Source organism: Micromonospora sp. NBC_01392, from assembly GCF_045040125.1.
Lineage (GTDB): Bacteria > Actinomycetota > Actinomycetes > Mycobacteriales > Micromonosporaceae > Micromonospora.
Genome location: NZ_CP109549.1, coordinates 4743682 through 4761530 on the forward strand (window position 1 = coordinate 4743682; position 17849 = coordinate 4761530).

15 protein-coding genes are annotated in these 17849 nt (G+C 71.0%); 10 read left to right on the forward strand and 5 right to left on the reverse strand.

Annotated features, from left to right (window positions below):
- Positions 1-88 precede the first annotated feature (88 nt).
- Together OG767_RS20625 and OG767_RS20630 are read right to left on the reverse strand one after the other, a co-directional pair.
- Positions 89-1843 carry a hypothetical protein gene (locus OG767_RS20625; protein ID WP_405090061.1) on the reverse strand — a complete coding sequence of 585 codons (1755 nt, stop codon included), beginning with the start codon at positions 1841-1843 and terminating at the stop codon, positions 89-91.
- 437 nt (positions 1844-2280) lie between these two features.
- Entirely contained in the window at positions 2281-2436 is a 156-nt protein-coding gene (locus tag OG767_RS20630; protein ID WP_405090062.1) for a hypothetical protein, read from the reverse strand.
- 428 nt (positions 2437-2864) lie between these two features.
- Between OG767_RS20630 and OG767_RS20635 the strand changes: the two genes are divergently transcribed.
- Positions 2865-4049: an NAD(P)/FAD-dependent oxidoreductase gene (locus OG767_RS20635; protein WP_405094261.1), complete on the forward strand. Its 1185-nt coding sequence runs from the start codon at positions 2865-2867 to the stop codon at positions 4047-4049.
- Positions 4050-4155: 106 nt separating this feature from the next.
- A complete protein-coding gene (locus OG767_RS20640) occupies positions 4156-4953 on the forward strand; it encodes a hypothetical protein (RefSeq protein ID WP_405090063.1) in 798 nt (265 codons plus the stop codon).
- A 413-nt stretch (positions 4954-5366) separates the two neighbouring features.
- Here OG767_RS20640 and OG767_RS20645 read toward each other — a convergent pair whose 3' ends face one another.
- Together OG767_RS20645 and OG767_RS20650 are read right to left on the reverse strand one after the other, a co-directional pair.
- Positions 5367-6362: a DUF1702 family protein gene (locus OG767_RS20645; RefSeq protein WP_405090065.1), complete on the reverse strand. Its 996-nt coding sequence runs from the start codon at positions 6360-6362 to the stop codon at positions 5367-5369.
- Between the two features lie 57 nt (positions 6363-6419).
- Complete coding sequence (locus OG767_RS20650) at positions 6420-7499, reverse strand: carboxymuconolactone decarboxylase family protein (RefSeq protein WP_405090067.1); 1080 nt, start codon at positions 7497-7499, stop codon at positions 6420-6422.
- A gap of 311 nt (positions 7500-7810) precedes the next feature.
- Here OG767_RS20650 and OG767_RS20655 point away from each other — a divergent pair, with 311 nt between their 5' ends.
- Positions 7811-8623, forward strand: coding sequence for a TIGR03084 family metal-binding protein (locus OG767_RS20655; protein ID WP_405090068.1), 813 nt, complete (start codon positions 7811-7813; stop codon positions 8621-8623).
- 349 nt (positions 8624-8972) lie between these two features.
- Positions 8973-9869 carry a helix-turn-helix domain-containing protein gene (locus tag OG767_RS20660; RefSeq protein WP_405090069.1) on the forward strand — a complete coding sequence of 299 codons (897 nt, stop codon included), beginning with the start codon at positions 8973-8975 and terminating at the stop codon, positions 9867-9869.
- A 74-nt stretch (positions 9870-9943) separates the two neighbouring features.
- On the opposite strand, the gene OG767_RS20665 is transcribed toward OG767_RS20660, so the two are convergent.
- Positions 9944-10393 carry an SCP2 sterol-binding domain-containing protein gene (locus OG767_RS20665; RefSeq protein ID WP_405090070.1) on the reverse strand — a complete coding sequence of 150 codons (450 nt, stop codon included), beginning with the start codon at positions 10391-10393 and terminating at the stop codon, positions 9944-9946.
- Between the two features lie 298 nt (positions 10394-10691).
- Here OG767_RS20665 and OG767_RS20670 point away from each other — a divergent pair, with 298 nt between their 5' ends.
- The 6 genes from OG767_RS20670 (at position 10692) to OG767_RS20695 (ending at position 17780) form a co-directional block, all read left to right on the forward strand.
- Entirely contained in the window at positions 10692-11222 is a 531-nt protein-coding gene (locus tag OG767_RS20670) for a DUF5987 family protein (RefSeq protein ID WP_405094262.1), read from the forward strand.
- The gene (locus OG767_RS20675) at positions 11219-12856 is read left to right on the forward strand and encodes an FAD-dependent oxidoreductase (protein ID WP_405090071.1); all 1638 of its coding nucleotides are present in this window, start codon (positions 11219-11221) and stop codon (positions 12854-12856) included. The genes OG767_RS20670 and OG767_RS20675 overlap by 4 nt, the downstream gene beginning before the upstream one ends.
- 70 nt (positions 12857-12926) lie before the next feature.
- Complete coding sequence (locus OG767_RS20680; protein WP_405090072.1) at positions 12927-14015, forward strand: carboxymuconolactone decarboxylase family protein; 1089 nt, start codon at positions 12927-12929, stop codon at positions 14013-14015.
- Between the two features lie 432 nt (positions 14016-14447).
- Positions 14448-14888 carry an SgcJ/EcaC family oxidoreductase gene (locus OG767_RS20685; RefSeq protein ID WP_405090073.1) on the forward strand — a complete coding sequence of 147 codons (441 nt, stop codon included), beginning with the start codon at positions 14448-14450 and terminating at the stop codon, positions 14886-14888.
- A gap of 275 nt (positions 14889-15163) precedes the next feature.
- Positions 15164-16504, forward strand: coding sequence for an extracellular solute-binding protein (locus OG767_RS20690; protein ID WP_405090074.1), 1341 nt, complete (start codon positions 15164-15166; stop codon positions 16502-16504).
- Between the two features lie 457 nt (positions 16505-16961).
- Positions 16962-17780: a methyltransferase domain-containing protein gene (locus OG767_RS20695; RefSeq protein ID WP_405090075.1), complete on the forward strand. Its 819-nt coding sequence runs from the start codon at positions 16962-16964 to the stop codon at positions 17778-17780.
- Positions 17781-17849: the final 69 nt, after the last annotated feature.

The window sequence follows — 17849 nt, forward strand, 5'->3', positions numbered from 1 at the left end:
CCGCCCGCGCCGCGCCCGGACGGCGGACGAGGCGCAGCGGTCGCTGCGCCTCGTCCGGTTCACTGTCTGTCCGGCGTCTGCTACCCGGTCAGCGGAGGACCTTGTCGCTGACCACGAAGAGCACGCCGTGCGGGCGGGCCACGCCGACGCTGCCGTGCGGCCAGTCCTGGCGGTTGAAGCTCACGCACGGCTGGTGCGTCTGCTCGTCCCGGAACGCGTTGTCGGGAGACAGGACGCCGGCGCGGTCGAAGTCGAACATGCAGATGCGGTGGTCACCGTCGAGGCCGGTCTTGGCGACGAAGTAGTTCGAGGTGGCGACCCGCTCGATGTGGTCGGCCTCCCGGTAGAAGCCGTTCCGGTCCCGGGTGAACATGTCCTGGCTGCCCCAGTGCGGCCCGACGCCGATGTTCGGCGTCACCTTGTCGGCGACCGGCACGACACTGGTCAGGGCCGGGCAGTCGGACTCCGCCCCGCCGGCGGCGACCTCCTCGATCGTGTCGATGTTGCAGGCGGGGTTGGCCCCGGACGCGAGGAGTTTCTGGATGTCGAGCACGAAGACCATGCCGCTGGTGACGTCGCGCGGCAACCGCGGGTCCGTGCCCATCACGGTGTGGATCAGGAACCGGTCGTCGGGGGTGACCTGCAACCAGCTACCGCCGGCGTTCGACCCGGTGAGCACTCCGGTCGGATCGAACCTGCGGTACGCCGCCGTGTCGTCGAAGATCTGCCGCCACTTCGGCGAGCGACTGGTGATGTCGGGGGTGTAGAAGATCGCCCCGCCGGCCATCGTGGAGGCGAAGGCGCCCCGGTGCCGACGCTGGTTGGTGAGCGCGTTCTCCATCACCATGCGGTTCTCGTTGACGGCGATCGAGTCGTCCACGCGCGGCCCGTCCGGCAGGTACGACACCGAGCGCAGCGTCGGATTGTTCCGGTTGGTGATGTCCAGGACCCGGATGCTGGTCCGCAGCAGGAGCGGGTCGGTCTCCACGTCGGAGGGCTCGAGGAAGCTCCTGAGCTCGGCGAAGTCGCTCGCGACCAGCACGTTGAGGTCCTCGCGGACCTGGAGCCCGTGCGGGTTGGCGCACGTCGCCGGCGTGATGCTCGGCCGGTTGTGGCAGATCGCCGGGTCCTCGCCGTTCGGCAGCGCCATCGGGATCTCGGCCAGCGTGCGCCCGTCGGCCGACATCCGGACCACCTGGCCGGGCGAGCCGTTGGCGCCGTTGCCGACGCGGACCTGGCCGTTGGTGTAGCGGCAGGGCCCGGCGATGTCGGGGCCGCCGAGGTAGGTGGCGTAGGCGGTGCCGTCGCGCAGGGACCAGAACGCGTCCGGCGCGGAGCCGCACGGCGTGTCGACGGGGAGGTTCACACCGGTCAGGCGAAGCACCGGCAGGCTCCGCGAGTCGAACACGTAAGCGGTGTCGCTCAGGATGCTCGCGGCGAAGATCCGCTGACCCTTGTGCCAGATGTACTGCATGTGGTGCGGCTCGTTCTGACGTTGCGGACTCAACGTCACGGTGTTGACCACCTGTCCGTACGTCCGCGAGCCCCGCGTCGCGTCGATGACGGCGATGAAGTCCTTGGCCGCCGGGTTCGACGCGTCCGCCGCACCGGCCCAGGCCAGCAGCCACTCACGGGGACCGCCGCGGAACGCCGCCGCCGTGAGGTGGTTGGTGGCGGTGTACGTCCGGTGGTCCGAGCCCTGCACGCTCGAGGACACCTGCGTGACGGCGAAGGCCGTGCTGCCGGGCGCCGCGACCAGGCCCGTGCTGGCCACCAGAACCAGCGCCGCCGCGAGGCCGGCGACACGAGGGATGTGCAGTCTCGGCACGTGCTTTCTCCACATGGCTTGCTCCTGTCAGGACAAGTCGGCGGTGAGTTGGATCAGGGGGCCCACTTGACCGGCCGGAATGCCGGCGATGGGCAGCGGGTCGTACGAGGGATCACCCTTGGTGCGCGCACAGCACCCGGCGCCCGTCGGCCGGACCGGGGTATGTCGAACTCCCGCCGCCGACATCCGGCGGCGGCGAATGTGGGTGCACGTTCCCGTCCAGGGTGATCGCAGTCCAATGGGACGACATTCGACGGGACGCGTTGCGTCGTCCCGTCCGGCGCATAGAGCGTAGACGATATTATCATCGCCGAAAGTTGAGTCAAGGGAATGACGATTGCCGACAGAACGCGGAGATCATTGCCCCCGGTCGACAGTCGTCGCCCATTCCGAACTGGCCATTGACCACCAAGCAGTGGCAAAACGTTCGAGCCAGACGCGGACCGCGGCCGTCACTGCTGCCACGTGCTCGTCGGGCCGGTCGCCGCCGCGTGCGGGGCGGCCCCGCACCGCACCAGGCTGTTCGCGCCACCGCCGGTGAGCCGGGCCGGCGACGCGGTGTCGCCGAGGCGTTCGGCCAGCCGGAGCACCCGGAACGTGGGCCTCACCAGATTGGCGACGATCCGCAGCCGGACAAGCCAGTCCGAGGTACGCGAATCTGGGCCAGGTCGGAATCGGGCGCGAATGTCCGCCATCGCCTCCGGCAATGCGATACGCGCCGGCGCGACGTCGCGGCACACCCGCTCGAATGTCATTCCGGACGGCGAGGTGAACCCGGAAGGCCCCTTTTCCTCACGGGAATCATCAGGTAGGGCGACCGCCACCGAATACGACGGCGAACGCGACACCGGTCACCGGGGCCCGGCCGCGCGCGTCGCCCACCCGGCACCGGATACGCCGGCATCGGCCGCTGCGCGCCGCTTCGGCCCGGTTCGACCTCCGGATCGGGGCGACAGCCGGCGGCAGGTCGGGCACGAGCAGAGTTGGTCGGGCCGGTGACCGGCCCGACGATGGAGTGGTGACCTATGACGCCATTGTGGTGGGGGCGCGTTGTGCGGGTGCCACAACGGCGCTCCTGCTCGCCCGAGCGGGACACCGGGTGCTCCTGCTGGAACGTGCCACATACCCGAGCGACACACTGTCCACGTTGTACATTCACCAGTCCGGGGTCGAACGGCTCGCCCGCTGGGGCCTGCTCGACCGGATACGGCAGACCGGCTGCCCACCGCTGACCACCGCCAGCTACCGCGTGGCCGACGTCTACCTGCGCGGGCCGGCACCGACGCTACCGGGTGTGGTCGGCGCCTTCGCTCCCCGTCGATACGTCCTCGACCCCATCCTCGCCGAAGCCGCCGCGGAAGCCGGCGTAGAGGTGCGGGAACAGACGCTGGTCACCGGCCTCACCACCGAGGACGGCCGGGTGACCGGCGTCCGGCTACGCACCGCGAACGGCGCCGAGACGACCGAACGGGCCAACCTGGTCATCGGCGCCGACGGGATGCGGTCCACCGTCGCCAAGTTCGTCGACGCGCCCCACTACGCCGAACATCCCAACCTCACCTGTGTCTACTTCACCTACTGGTCCGGGATTCCGGCCCACTTCGAGATCTACGAACGCACCGGCGGCTGGGTCGCCGCGGTCGGCACCCACGACGACCTCACCCTGATCGCCTCCTACCTGCCCCAGGAGCAGTTCGCGCAGGTACGGCGCGATCCCAAGGCCGCCTATCTGGCGAACATCCAGGCCACGGCGCCGCCCCTCTGGGAGCGGCTCGCCGAGGCGACCATGGCCGAGCGCCTCTACGGAACCGGCGACCAACGCAACTTCTTCCGCCAGGCGCACGGCCCCGGCTGGGCCCTCGTCGGCGACGCCGGCCACCACAAGGACTCCATCAACGCGCACGGCATCACCGACGCGTTCCACCAGTCGGAGCTGCTCGCCGCCGAACTCACCAGCGGCGACGACCCGTCGGCCACGATCAACGACCCGGTCCGCCAGCAGGCCGCCCTGGCCCGCTTCGCCAGCGCCCGGGACACGCAGATGAAACCGACCTACCACACCAACCTCGTCACCGCCCGCCTCGATCCCGACCCCCACCTGCTCAGCCTCCTGCGCGCCGTCCAGGACTCCCCGGAACTCACCGAGCGCTACTTCAGCGTGGTCGCGGGCATCCTCTCGCCGGAGGACCTCTTCACCAGGGATCTGCTCGCCCGGCTGTGAGCGGCGGGCGCGGACCCGAGACCGCAGTTGTCCGACAAGAATCAGCGCGCCGGCACCCGCCGACGGCCGTGAGCGGCGCGCGATGACCCGAGCGGATAAGGATGACATGACCCGTTCAGACCTCGACGAACCGGTGCTGCGACGGCTCAGTCCCGGCGACGCCGATCCCATCCTGGTAGCCGACTTCCAGGCGCTGTCCATGGCGCCGCGTCTGAGCGAGATGCTCAGCGAGCGCCTGCCGGGCCGGCCGGTGTTCCAGATCGACCCCATCGGCGCGCTCAGCGGCAAGCGCCTCTACATTCCGCTACCGGAGCTGGCCGAGGCCTGCGCGGACGAGTTCCTGAAGTCCGGCGCGGACCAGGGCCGGGTGTACGTGATCGGGCACTGCAGTTCCTCGGCGGTGGCCCTGCGCGTCGCGGGCCTGTTGGCGGCCACCCGGCCGGTGACCGCCCTCCTGGTGCAGCCGGGATGGCCCGACGACGAGCTCGTGCGGGAGAAGTTCGACGAGTACCTCGGGAAGTTCGGTCCGGCCACCCGCTCGTGCCCGGATCTGGACGGGGACCCGTCGGCGGTCGTCGCCGCGATGGAACAGGTCTTCCAGGACGAGGTGACCGCGTTGGCGGCCGGCCGGGGGCTCGGCGGCACCATGGGGGCCTTCTCCGACCTGATCGTGTGGTACCGCGGCTGGCTCGCCTTCCTGCTGGCCGGCCGCAACGACACGTCCAGCACGGAGGCCGTCGGTCGGACGACGGTGACGGCGCTGACCGACTCCCCCTCGACGGTCGAGGTGAAGGGCCTGAGCCGGGACGCCTACCAGGTGGTGGAGCTGCCGACGACCCAGCCGGCCGGTCCGATCAAGCCCGAGCTGACCGAGTTCATCGCGACGCAGGTCGAGCCGCGCTGACCGGCGCCGCCCGGGGCGATCCGGGCGAGGACCCGCTCGACACCACGACCTGTGCCGGCCACCGGCCGGCACAGGTCGTCGCGTGTCCCGCCGTTCGACGGATTCCGGCGGGTCGCCATTTCTCGACTGCGATGTCGCCGCGGGGATCAGCTCCTCCGCGGTTTCCCGGAAATCCGTCGGGAGAATGCCACAGTCGCGCTGAATGGAAGGGCCGAACGCGGTCGTCGTCAATTCGATCGACCGCGCCCAGCCCTGCTTCTCAATGGTGCGGTGTCCGATGTCGCGGACACATCTTCAGCGGTGCGGGACGCGTTTCCGGCGCCCCGTGCGCGATGACGCGTCCGGTCGGACCCGCACCGCGCCACCGGCAGGCCGGCGGAGAGGTGCGTCGAGCGGCGCCACCGACGGGCGGCTCAGCGCGCGCCGTGCGCGGTCGACGCCGCGACGGCGGTACGGATCCGCTGACGCCACTGCTCGTACGCGGGTCCGGCGTCCGCGTCCCGTTCGGCCACGGCGACGTCGTCGGCGAGCGCCGCGGCCTTCTCGACGGTGAGCCCGGCCAGCGCGGCGATCGCGGTCTCGGTGTGCGGCGGCACGGTGCCGGAGTAGTGGCGCGCCTTGGCGGCGAACACCGAGCCCTGGGCCACCTCGGTCCACTGCGGCCCGGCCAGTCGTCGTAGCGTCGCCAGGTCGGCTGCCGCGCACCCGCCGGCGAACGTCGACGCCAGGCCGACTCCGCTCCACAGGTCGGCCTGGCGTTCGGTGGCGAAGCGCCCGACCGCCGTGGCCACGTCGGTGACCCGCCCGTCGTGGATGAACCACAGCGCCCGGCCGATGCCCTGGTCCACGGCACGGTGGAAGTAGTCCGGACGGCCCTGGAACGGATACGACGGCGGCACCCGCTGCTCGTCGACCCACCGCCCGGTCTTGAAGTAGGCCAGGTCGAAGCCGTATCCGTCGACCGCGAGCCAGCTCATCGTCGGGTGGTACGGCGTGCCGTCGAGGTCGGGGACGATCCGCTTCCACAGCGCCCGCGGCAGCTTCGCCATCGCGAAGCCGATGCCGATGTAGGCCAGGAAGATGTGCGGCTGGCCCGGCCCGAGCAGCAGGTCACGGGTGCGGTGCCCGCGTCCCCCGCGCATCGCGTCGAGGACGGTGAACGCCATCGTGGCGCCCTCGTAGGCGAACCCCCGCTGCTCCGCCTCGACGAGGCTGAGCCGCCGCTCCACCTCCCACTGGTCGCGGGCGTCGATCCCCCACTCGAAGCCGCAGATCACCGCTTGCGGGATCGCTTCGAGGCGGCTCGCCGCCGACGAGGACGCGCCCGGGAACCCGCGGCGTTCGAACGTCACCTCGCGGAGCGGGGGTGTCAACACCAGCCGGCGTAGCGATCCAAGCGTGGTCGGCATGCGCCCTCCCCATACATCAACATCTCGGTACAGACTTGTGTGTTCGGCACGAAAGAGCTACTCCGGAAGTGCGTTGCTCCCGGCGGTCACCTGCCACGCGCCCACCTGCCTGGCGGCCGCGTAACTCGCCCACGCGACAACCTCCACCAGCGCGGCGTCGCCCGGCTCCCGGGCCCGGAACTCGGCGACCACGGCCTCGTCCACCTGGTACGACGCGAAGGCGGTCAGCAGCGCGAGCCGACCGGCGGCGCGGTCCGCCTCGGGCAGTTCGGCGACCAGCCGTTCGCACCACTCCCGGCTGAGCCCGGGATCCTCGCCCCGCCAGGTCGACAGGCGTTCGCCGACCAGGTGCCGCACGTCCGGGGACAGCGCCCGCGCGCCGACGGCGTCCAGCGCCGCGAAGGAACGCGCCACCGCCGCGGCCACGGCCGGGTGCCCCTCGGCCCAGGCCGCGTCCGCCGGCAGCGGGGCGTCGTGCAGCAGCGCCAGCGCCCGGCCCGACAGGCGGGTCTCGCGCAACAGCGGACTCAGGACCTGACTCAGCCCGTGCTTGAACCGGCGGCGGGCGTTCGGCCCGAACCGGCGAGGGACGAGGAAGCCCGGCAGGAACACGTTCACCACCCGGGTCAGGTAGTGGAACGTGACCGCCACCCCGACGAGTTCCGGCCGGTCGGACGGGGCGAACGGCGGCTGCCGTACGGCCGGCTCGTCCGGTCGGTGCGCGACCCGCGCCCAGCCGGCCACGGCACGCAGTCCCGGGTCCGGGACCTCACCCGCGCGGTCGGCGACGATCGCCTCCGCGGTCTGTTCGCAGGACAGGTCGTACAGGCCGATGCTGTGCATGTCGACGCAGTACGGGCAGGTGTTGGCCACCGACACCGCCGCCGCGACGACCTCCTTGCGGGCGCGGTCGACCCGACCGGTGGCGGTGAGCGTCTCGCGGGTGAGCATCCAGTAGGCGGCCAGCGCCGCCGGCGACGGGGACTGCGCGAGGATCGGCGGAATGACCACCCGCATCTCGTCGGCGGCCTGCGAGTAGACCTCGGCGACAAGGCCGGTGGCGGCCGTGGGCGATACCGGGCTGATGTACTTGACCTGCCGCTGGAGTACGGAGGAGATGACCCGCCTGGCAACCATGACCGGGTCTCACGAACTCGGTGCGGTGAGGCGCGGCGGCGGGGTCGGGACAGGCGGTTCCGATCGGAGAAGCGGATAGGTGACCATGCCCTCAGCATGGGCGCGCCGTACGCGCCACCACGTCTCCGGAAATGCGCAGCGGTCGAAGAATTGCGCAACCGGGAAGACTCCGCGTTCCCGTTGCGGAGACGTGCGCAACGACGGAGATGAATGCCGACAGGGCTCGGTCATGCTGAAATGGACCGCGCCAAGTCCAGGCCCGAATTATTCGTGACGCCGGGGGGCGCGGGCTATCCAGAAAGGACTGTCTGTTGCCCGACCATGAGCAGATCATCTCCGCACTGGTCGCCGACGGCGACGATGTCGACCGCCTGGTGGCGAACCTGACGCCGGATCAGTGGGCCCTGCCCACGCCCGCCGACGGGTGGACGATCAGAGACCAGATCGCCCACCTCACGGCCACGTTCCACCTGGCCGGCACCGCCGCGTCCGACCCGGAGGGCTTCGCCAGGATCGCCGCGAAGCTGACGCCGGATTTCGACGCCAACGTGCGGGGCGCCATGCAGCGCTTCCTCGACGACCCGCCCGAGGTGCTGCTGGGGCAGTGGCGTGCCGTGCGGGCCGCCGCCGAGAAGGCGCTCGCCGCCGCGCCGCCGGAACAGCCGGTGCCCTGGCTGGTCCGGCCGTTGCCGCCGGGCGTCCTCGCCGCCGCCGGCATGATGGAGTTGTTCGGGCACGGCCAGGACATCGCCGACGCGCTGGGGGTGCGGCGCACGTACACCGACCGGCTGCGGGTCCTGGTGGCGTTCGCGGTGCGGGTCTGGGACTTCGGTTACCTCGCGCGCGACCTGACCCCGCCCGACGTGGAGTTCGGCTTCGACCTCACCGCGCCCTCGGGCGCGCACTGGCGGTTCGGTCCGGACGACGCCGCCCAGCGGATCACCGGTCCCGCGGTCGATTTCTGCCTGCTGGTGACCCGTCGCCGGCACCGCGCCGACCTCGCCGTGACCGCGACCGGGCCGGACGCCGAGTCCTGGCTGGACATCGCGCAGGCGTACCGCGGGCCGGCCGGGTCGGGACGTCGGCCGGGCCAGTTCGACCACATCCCGGCCACCGCCGGCTGATCAACACGACGTTTCCAACCGGCCCCGGGGCCCGGGGCCGGTCGACCGTACGGCATTGTCGTGTGCCGATACCGAAAGCCCTGACGACCGCATCCGCGCGTCGATTGTGGCCATATCATCGGAAAGCGGTCACGCGGTTATAGTGCACGTGAAAGCAATCCTAAAGATGCGCCCCGGCCGATTGGCTCAGAGACTCAGTGGTGGGGCGGCAGGCAGCCGTGGGAGATCGCCACCGAACGGTGGCGGTCTCTTTTCTGAAGCCCCGCGAACCATTTTTGCGCTCATCATGTCGATGCGGCCGTGCAGCACGCTACCCCGGGCGGGATCCCTGGGGAACCGGGGAGGCGACATGGACAAGGCAATCGAGCAAGCGGTCCACCGAGTCATCAGGTTGATGAGGGAGCGCCTCGGCGAGCCGCTCACGATCGACGACCTGGCCCGCACCGCGATGTTCAGCAAGTTCCACTTCTCACGGATCTTCCAGCGGGCCACCGGCCTGTCCCCGAGGAAGTTCCTCTCGGCGATGCGGCTCCAGGAGGCCAAGCAGCTCCTCGTGTCGACCTCCCTGAACGTCGTCGACATCAGCCACCGGGTCGGCTACAACAGCGTCGGCACGTTCAGCACCCGGTTCACCAGCAGCGTCGGGGTGTCGCCGACGACCTACCGGCGGTACGGCGGTTTCGTACCGCGGATCGCCGTCGACGACCGGTCCGACGGGGCGCGCAGCCCGTCGGCGACCGTCGGCGGCACCATCTCCTCGGCTCCGGACATCCCGCTCGGCCACACGTTCATCGGTCTGTTCCCGCAGCAGATCCCGCAGGGGCGGCCGGTGAGCTGCACCGTGCTCGAGCGACCGGGGCCCTACCTGCTGGACAAGGTGCCGCCGGGATCCTGGTTCCTCCTGGTGCACGCCCTGCCGCCCGGCGTGGTCAACGAGCCCGCCGCCCGTGGCGTGCGGCCGTACGTGTTACGGCACGGGCCGATCCGGGTCCACGACGACGGCGAGGTCGCCCTGCCCGACCTGGCGCTGCGTCCGCTCCGGCTGCTCGACCCGCCGGTGCTGCTGGCGTTGCAGGACGTCCGGTCGACGGCCCGGCGCATCGTCGAGGCGCGCTCCCGGCAGGGGCACGGGTTCGGCCTGCCGACACCTGGCGAGCCCGCCACCGACAGGCCGGAACACGGGGGCGTCGGCGGGCACCTCGGCCCGGCCACCCGCGCGCCGAACGACGCCGCCCGCGCCGCCTGACGCCCGGCACCGCGACGCCGTCGGCGCCCCCGGATCCCACCGGGGGCGCCGACGGCGTCGGCGCGATCGGGCCGTCAGGGCTTCGGCACGTCGAACAGGGTCGGGAACTTGGCGGTCAGCGCGAGGTCGCCGGTGGTCTTCAGCTTGCCGCGCATGACAAGCGCCACCGCGTGCGCGTTTCCGGTGACCAGGTTCAGGAAGTCCACCGCACCGAGCGCCAGGGTCAGCCTGGGTTCCGCGTGGGGCGCCGGCGACAAGGCACACGCACCATTCGCGATCACCATTTCATAGGTGTCCGTACCGCCGTCGGGCCGGTCGCCGATGACCCAGTGAATCACCGCGTTGAGGGTGCGCGCCCGATCGGCCCGGAACACCCCGGGCATGCTGCTGAACAGCTCGTCGAGGACGGCCGTGCGCCGCTCGCCGTGCATCATCTGGCGCAACTCGGCGGTCGGGGTCTTCTTGACCAGCCGGGCGAACTCGCGCGGATCCATCGTGGCCGGATCGGCATCATTTACAGCCATAGGAACTCCTCAATGGGAGACGATGTGCGCACTGGTGCTGCTGCCGATTGTTGTGCATCGGTCACCATGATCCGACTTCGAGGTTGCGTGACCCCGGCTAACGCCGGCGACGCAACGCGGGAGATGCATCAGCCTGTTTATCCCCGCCACGATGGGTCCATCGCGAACGGAACCGCCCACTCTGGTCCACGCCCACCGGCCGCCAGAGACTGCGTGCAATCCCGTCCAAACGGCAGCACGACCTACTGGGAGAGACGCCGTGCAACCCGAAACCCTAGACGCCGATCCGGCGCGCACAATGACAATCGAGGCGTTCGCCGACACGATCGTCCCCGGCGAGAAACGTTCGCCCGACGACCGCGCCATCGCCGGCGCCGCTACCGGCGGCGGCGCTGTGGCATCGGGCGCGATCGACCTCCTGGAACAGCCCGGCGGTGGCCTGGCGCCCGCCCTGGACGCACTCGCCGTTTCCCTCAACGACCACGCCACCGAGTACGCGCAGAAGCGCGACCTGGTGCTCGACGACGACGTGCCGCCGTTCGTGGCGTTGTCGTTCGCCGACCGCACGGAGCTCGTCCAGCTCCTCACCGCCCCGGAGCACCCGGAGCGACAGATGTGGGTGTCCCTCGCGCTGTTCAGCAACATGGCCTTCGACAGCGCCGCGCATCTGGGCACGCTGGACGCGCTCGCCGCCGGGCATCCGGGTCTGCTGAGCATCGGCTACTTCCGGCCGGACACCGACGGTGTCTGGCGCTTTCCCCAGTTCTCCTACGGCCGGCAACTGGCCGACATCCATCCGAACACCACCACGACGGGCAGCCCAGCGTGACCGCTATCGAGTCAACCGACGTCCTCGTGATCGGCAGCGGCTTCGGCGGCGCGATCGCGGCCTACCATCTCGCTGCCGGCGGTGCGCGCGTCACCGTTCTGGAGCGCGGCCCCTGGCTCACCGCCGAGGAGTTCGACCACGACTTCCTGCTCGGCTCGTCCTACACGCGCATCTTCGACTTCGTGGTCGGCGACGGCATGAGCGTGCTCAGCGGCAACTGCGTCGGCGGCGGCAGCGTCGTCTACTTCGCCACCATGCCGCGGGCGCCACGGTTCGTCTTCGAACGCCGGGGCAGCATCGGCCGGCGGATGTGGCCGGCCGCCATCAGCCGGGACACCCTCGAGCCGTGGTACGACCGGGTCGCCGAGGCCCTGCCGGTGCGGCTCACCCCCTGGGACCAGGTGCCGTTCGCCGGTGGGCTCTTCGCGGCGGCCTGCGCCCACGCCGGCCGCACCGCGAATCCGGCGCCGTCCGCGATCGACCTCGACCTGTGCACCAACTGCAACTGGATGATGGCCGGCTGCAAGTTCGACGCGAAGCGTTCGCTGCTGCTGAACTACCTCCCGGCCGCGCTCGCGCACGGCGCCGAGATCCGGCCCATGCACGAGGTCCAGTACCTGTCCCGCAACGACGACGGCGGCTACCGGGTGCACTACCGGATCGTCGACGACCTCGACTACCGGGTCCTGCACGACGAGGGCGCCATCGACGCGAAGATCGTCGTGCTGGCCGCCGGCGCGGGCGCCACGCCGGTCATCCTGCAGCGCTCCGAGCCGCGACTGGGCCCGATGCCGCACGCGGTGGGTCGCTACTTCTCCGGCAACGGCGAGCGACTCAACACCGCCGTCTTCGACGAGGACCGGGTGCGCGAGGTGCTCGGCCTCACCCGGGACGGCGGCCAGGCCTACGCCGCCTACCAGATCGGCCGGGGACCCACCGTCGCGAGCTGGGACCAGCTCGACGGCAGCCTCCCGGAGTACGAACGCTTCTCCCTCGAACAGCTCTACTTCCCGCCGGGGCTGGGCACGATCCTGGCCCAGGCGCCCGACGCCACCGGCCCGACCTGGTTCGGCGTGGAGAAGAAGGAGATGATGCGGCGCTGGCAGTCGTGGCTCACCATCTTCACCATGTCCGAGGACGACAACGAGGGTGTCTTCGGTCCGCCGCCCGAGACCGGCAACTCGCACCGGCTCTCGCAGCAGATGCTCGGCAACGGGCCGCTCCGCTACCACCCGACCGCCAACACGTGGCGCGGCTGGTCGCTGTCCGACGCCGCGGTCAAGGACACCCTGGAACGCGACGGGCTCGCCCGCGTCATGCCCTGGACCAACGATCTGGTGGGTGCGTACACCGTGCACCCGCTGGCGTCCTGCCGGATCGGCGACGACCCGGCGACCTCCGCCCTGGACGACGGTCACCAGCTGCGCAACCATCCGGGGATCTTCGTCACCGACGGCTCCGCCGTGCCCGGCGCGCTGACGGTGAATCCGGCGATGACGATCGCGGCCCTGGCCGAGCGGGCCATGCCCGGCATCGTCCGGGCCGCGCAGGAGCGCGGTGTTTCGGTACGCTACGGTGCGCCGTCGCCCGAGGGCGAGACCGCCAGCCGGCGGGCGGTCCCCCGCGCCGCGTAGCTGAGAGGGTGCCGGCGCACCGTGCGCCGGCACCTTGCCGCGACCCATGCCACGTGGAAAGAAGTCCGTTGTGGTAACCCTCTTCGCCCGAGCCACCCGGCGGGTGTCGGTGACGCACATCCGTCACGTCGCCCCGGTTTCGCTCCGCGCCGCGACCGGCCTGACCGCCCGGGTGTACCGGCAGATGGAAGCCGACTTCGGCATGGTCGCGCCACCGGTGATGCTGCACGCCGCCGCACCCGACGCGCTCGCCGCCTGCTGGTCGATCCTGCGCGAGACGATGCTCGCCCCGGGCCTGGTCGACCGGTCCGTCAAGGAGGCGGTGGCCGCCGCGGTGTCGCTGGCCAACCAGTGCCCGTACTGCGTCGAGGTCCACGGTGCCGCCCTGGCCGGGCTGCTCCGTGGACCCGACGCGTGGGCCGTCGCCGGGGACCGGGTCGGCGACCTCAGCGACCCGGACGTACGGGAGTTGGCGCGGTGGGCCCGGGCCAGCGGGAACCCGTCGGCGCAGGCACGGCATCCGGCGCCGTTCGCACCCGGGCAGGCGCCGGAGCTGATCGGTGTCGCGGTCACGTTCCACTACATCAACCGGATGGTGAACGTCTTCCTGCAGGAATCCCCGATGCCGCCGGCTCCCGCCCCGGTGCTGCGGGTGGTCCGGCGGGTCGCCGCCCGGCTCATGCGGGGCATGGCGAGCCGGCACTCCGACCCCGGTCGGTCCGCCGACCTCCTGGCCGACGCTCCGCTCCCGGCCGACCTCTCCTGGGCCGCCGGGCCACCACACATCGCCGGCGCGGTGGCCCGGGTCGCCGCCGCGATCGACGCCGGTGGGGCGCGGAGCGTGCCGGAGCGGGTCCGCCGGTTGGTGTCGGCTCAGCTGGCCAGCCGGACTCCCGAGCCGGCCGGGCTCGGCGGTGACGCGCCGTGGAAGTCGGCGGTCGCCGAGCTCCCGGAGACCGACCGGCCCGCCGCGCGGCTGGCGTTGCTGACCGCGCTCGCGTCCTACCGGGTCACCGACGCGGTCATCGAGGACTTCCGCGCCCAGGGTCACGACGACCGGGCGATCATCGAGCTGACCGCCTGGGCGAGTTTCGCGGCAGCCCGGCAGATCGGCGCCGAGCTGCACCGCGACCTCGCCTCGGACCCGAGCGCACGGTGAGCCGCCGGGTCGCCGCTCCCCCGCCACCGGCCGGCCGGCGGGCGGTGGACCGGCTCGGCCCCTGATCGCACCGCCACCGCCAGGTCGCCACCGGTTCCGCCGACCGCGACACCCGCACGCGCCCGCGCGGGGCGACACGGGCGCGTCCGGCCGGGTTCGGGCCGACCGAGGCGGCACCTGGCGCGCGGCGCCGAACGGCCGGACGGTCGGCGCGGAAGTCGAATTCTCATCCCCTTTTTCCGCGGTTCGGATCGCGTGCCCCGTGCCGTTGACCGGCGCCACCGGGCGCGGCAACACCGAAGATGCACCGATGTGGGCGCGATGCGATTGTCGTTACGTCGGCAGCCGCTGTCCGCGCCCGAATACGCCGACACCCATCCCGCACGTTACGGCCGAAAGAGCCGCCACCGGCCTCATGGAAGCGAGAACGGCATGACGACGAAGAACTCCGCACCGACCGGCGCCAAGACCGCGGACCAGGACGCGGACCAGGCCGAAATCGCCGCCCTCCCCGCCCGCATGATCAAGACGTGGGCGGCGCACGACGCCGACGGTTTCGCCGATCTGTTCGTCGAGGACGGCACGCTCATCCTGCCCGGCGTGTACAAGAAGGGCCGCGCGGAGATCCTGCAGTTCATGGCCACCGCGTTCGCGGGCCCCTACAAGGGCACCCGGGTAACCGGGCAGCCCATCGACATGAAGCCGCTCGGCCCCGGCGCGGTCGCCCTGATCAGCCAGGGCGGCGTCATTCCGGCCGGCGAGACGGATCTCCCGGACTCGGCCGCGATCCGGGCCTCGTGGATTCTCGTGAAGCGCGACGGGCAGTGGCGTCTCGCCGTCTACCAGAACTGCCCGCGCAACCGTCCGGAGTAGCGCGACCGGGCCCGGGTGTCACGGCGGCCGGAACGGCCCGCCCTCCGGCCGACCGCCGTCGTCCGGCGCCTGACCCCGGGCTCGCCACCGCCACCCGGCGCCGCCGGACCGGCTGGAAAGGGCCCTCGACAATACGCAGGCGCGCCACATCAGCGGGGCATACGCCCAGCAAAGTCGAAGTTGCGGCCAGTGCCGCGCCACTGGGACGCTGACCCGAGCCAACTTCCTGTCACCATAGAAATTGACCCACAACAATAACAACGGAGGGTTGGTATATGGCCACGAAGACCGGTATCAGCGTGTGGTTGAGCGATCCTGCCAGCTACAAGATGGCAGATCAGCCGGACATCGCGGTGACCGCTGCCCGCGAGTTCAACGAGAAGCACCCGGAATATCATGTCGAAATCAAGCCCCACGACTTCTACACGATGCCCGAAGCCGTGACCCGAGCCGTGGAGGAGGGGAATCCGCCCGATGTCGCGGAATTCCACTTCACGCTGACACGGACCATGATGGACACGCTCAAGAGCGATGGCTCGCCCCTGTTCACGTCCATCGACCGGGCCATCGCGGGGCGCACCGAGATCCTCGGTGAACCGGTCATGTTCGACGACATGCTGCCGGCGGCCCGTGACTTCTTCCGCTACGCCGGCGAACTGGTCTCCGTGCCCCGGACGGCATCCACCCTGGTGCTCTACGCCAACATGACCATTCTCAACCGCGCCGGCGTGACCAAGCCCCCGCGCACCTGGCGCGAGGTGGAGGCCGCGTGCGAGGCGGTGGCGAAACTCCCCGACGGGCCCGCGCACGGCATCGCCTGGCCGAACTGCTACTGGTTCTTCCTGCAGTCGGTGGCGCAGCAGGGCGGTCTGATCGCGGACCACGACAACGGCCGCTCGGCACGACCCGAGAAGGTGAACCTCGCCTCGGACGAGATGATGGCCTACGTCGAGTGGTGGCGACGCCTCCACCGGAACGGCCACTTCCTGTACACCGGAACCCCGGGAGACTTCCTCGGTTGCTTCAAGGCATTCGAGAACCAGGAGGTCGCCCTGCTCATCACGTCGTCCGTCGACGCCACCCACCTGATCCAGCGAGGCGAGCGGCACGGGTTCACCGTCGCGGCGGGTCGCATGCCGTACAACGACGAGGTCCGGTTCGCCGGCAACAGCCTGGGCGGGTTCTCGCTCTTCCTCGCCGCCGGCCTCAGCCAGGAGAAGCAGGACGGCGCGCTGGCCTTCATGCAGTACCTGAACAGCCCGCGCTACGTCGCGGAGTGGGCCAAGCTCCACTGGCGCATCCCCATCACCAAGCCGGCGCTCGACGCCCTCGACGCCGAGGACTGGTTCGCCCGCAACCCCAATCTGCAGCCGGCCAGTGAACAAGCGGCGGAGACGGACGGCTCACTGGCGTCGCTCGGCCCCCTCATGGGCGACCACGCCGCCATCGTCGCCAAGCTGGTCTCCGCGATGCACGACGTCCTGGTCGACGACGCCGACCCGGCCGCCGCGTTCGCCAAGGCGAGCGACGAGGCTCAGCAGATTCTTGAGGCCTACAACGCGTACGTCGACGGGCCGCCGCGTCGGACCCCGCGCGACTACACCGTCAGCATCTGATTTTCGCGCCACCGTCGTAGCCGCCGGGCCGCATCGCAGAGGAGTCGCCACCTTCCAGATATCTGGAGGGTGGCGACGGCGCTTTCACCGATCGACCGGTTACCGGAGCCGGCTGGCCGGTGGCCGCGATGTCACCCGGCCGCCCCGGCGCCGCTCGACAATTCCCGCACGGTCGGAGATGCCCGCCGGCGATGTTGCGGCTGGACTGAGATAGCACGTCGAAACCGTGAAAGGAGCTTCCACAATGACGACGTCGCTGGGGAGCCTCTCCACCCGGGCGCGGCCGATCGCCGCACCACCCTGAGTGGACCCCGGGGAGACGGACGCCACAGTGGATGGTGCCCGGCCCGCCCCTGACGCGCCGACGTGCCGAGCGGGGGCATGTCGACATCCGAGCAACGGATCCACACCCATCCGGCCGCGCCGCGGCCTCGACCAACGAGGGAAGTCAGCATCGATGATTCTCGAGGACCAGTACTTTCTTGGCTACCGGAGCGCGGAGCACGATCGTCTGCGGGCACAGGCGGAGGACTTCCGGTCCGAGGCGGCATGGTTGTTCGACCAGGTCGGTCCGCTCGACGGTAAGCACGTCGTGGAGCTCGGCGTGGGACCCCGTGGCTGCCTGGACGAGTTGGCCCGACGGGTGGGACCGACCGGGTCCGTCATCGGCGTCGAGCGCGACGCGGAGTCGGTCGAGCTCGCACGCAAGTTCGTGGTGGACCGCACGCTGGACAACGTCGAGGTGCGGCACGGCGACGCGCGTGCGACGGGCCTCCCCGGCGACAGCTTCGACTTCGTCACCGAGCGACTGATCCTGCACAACGTGCCTCGGCCCGAGGAGATCGTCACCGAGGCGGTACGGCTGGCCCGCCCGGGCGGCTGGGTCGCGTTCCACGAGGGCGACCGGGTGGGGCAGGTGTGCGACCCGCCCGCCGAGTCGTGGACCCGGCTCATGGAGGTCTCCCAGCGGTACGCCGACCTCAACAAGATCAACCTGTTCGTGGGCAGGCGGATGCCCGGTCTGCTCCGCCGCGCCGGCCTCGTCGACGTCCAGGTGCGGCCCGTCGTCTACATCGACCACGAGCCCGGACACGAGCGGCGGATGGTGCTCGCCGACTTCGCCGAGAACCTGCGGGACAGGCTCATCGCGAGTGAGCTCATCACCAGGGAAGAGTTCGACGAGCTGCACACGGCGTTGAGCAGTCACCTCGCCGACCCCGGCACCAGCGTGATCTCACACCTGTACGTGCAGGCCTGGGGGCGCAAGCCCGAGTGACCGCGTCCTGGTCCAGCGGAAGCCGGCCCGCGACGGCCCCGCTGGACCATCCCGGGCGTCCCCGCACGG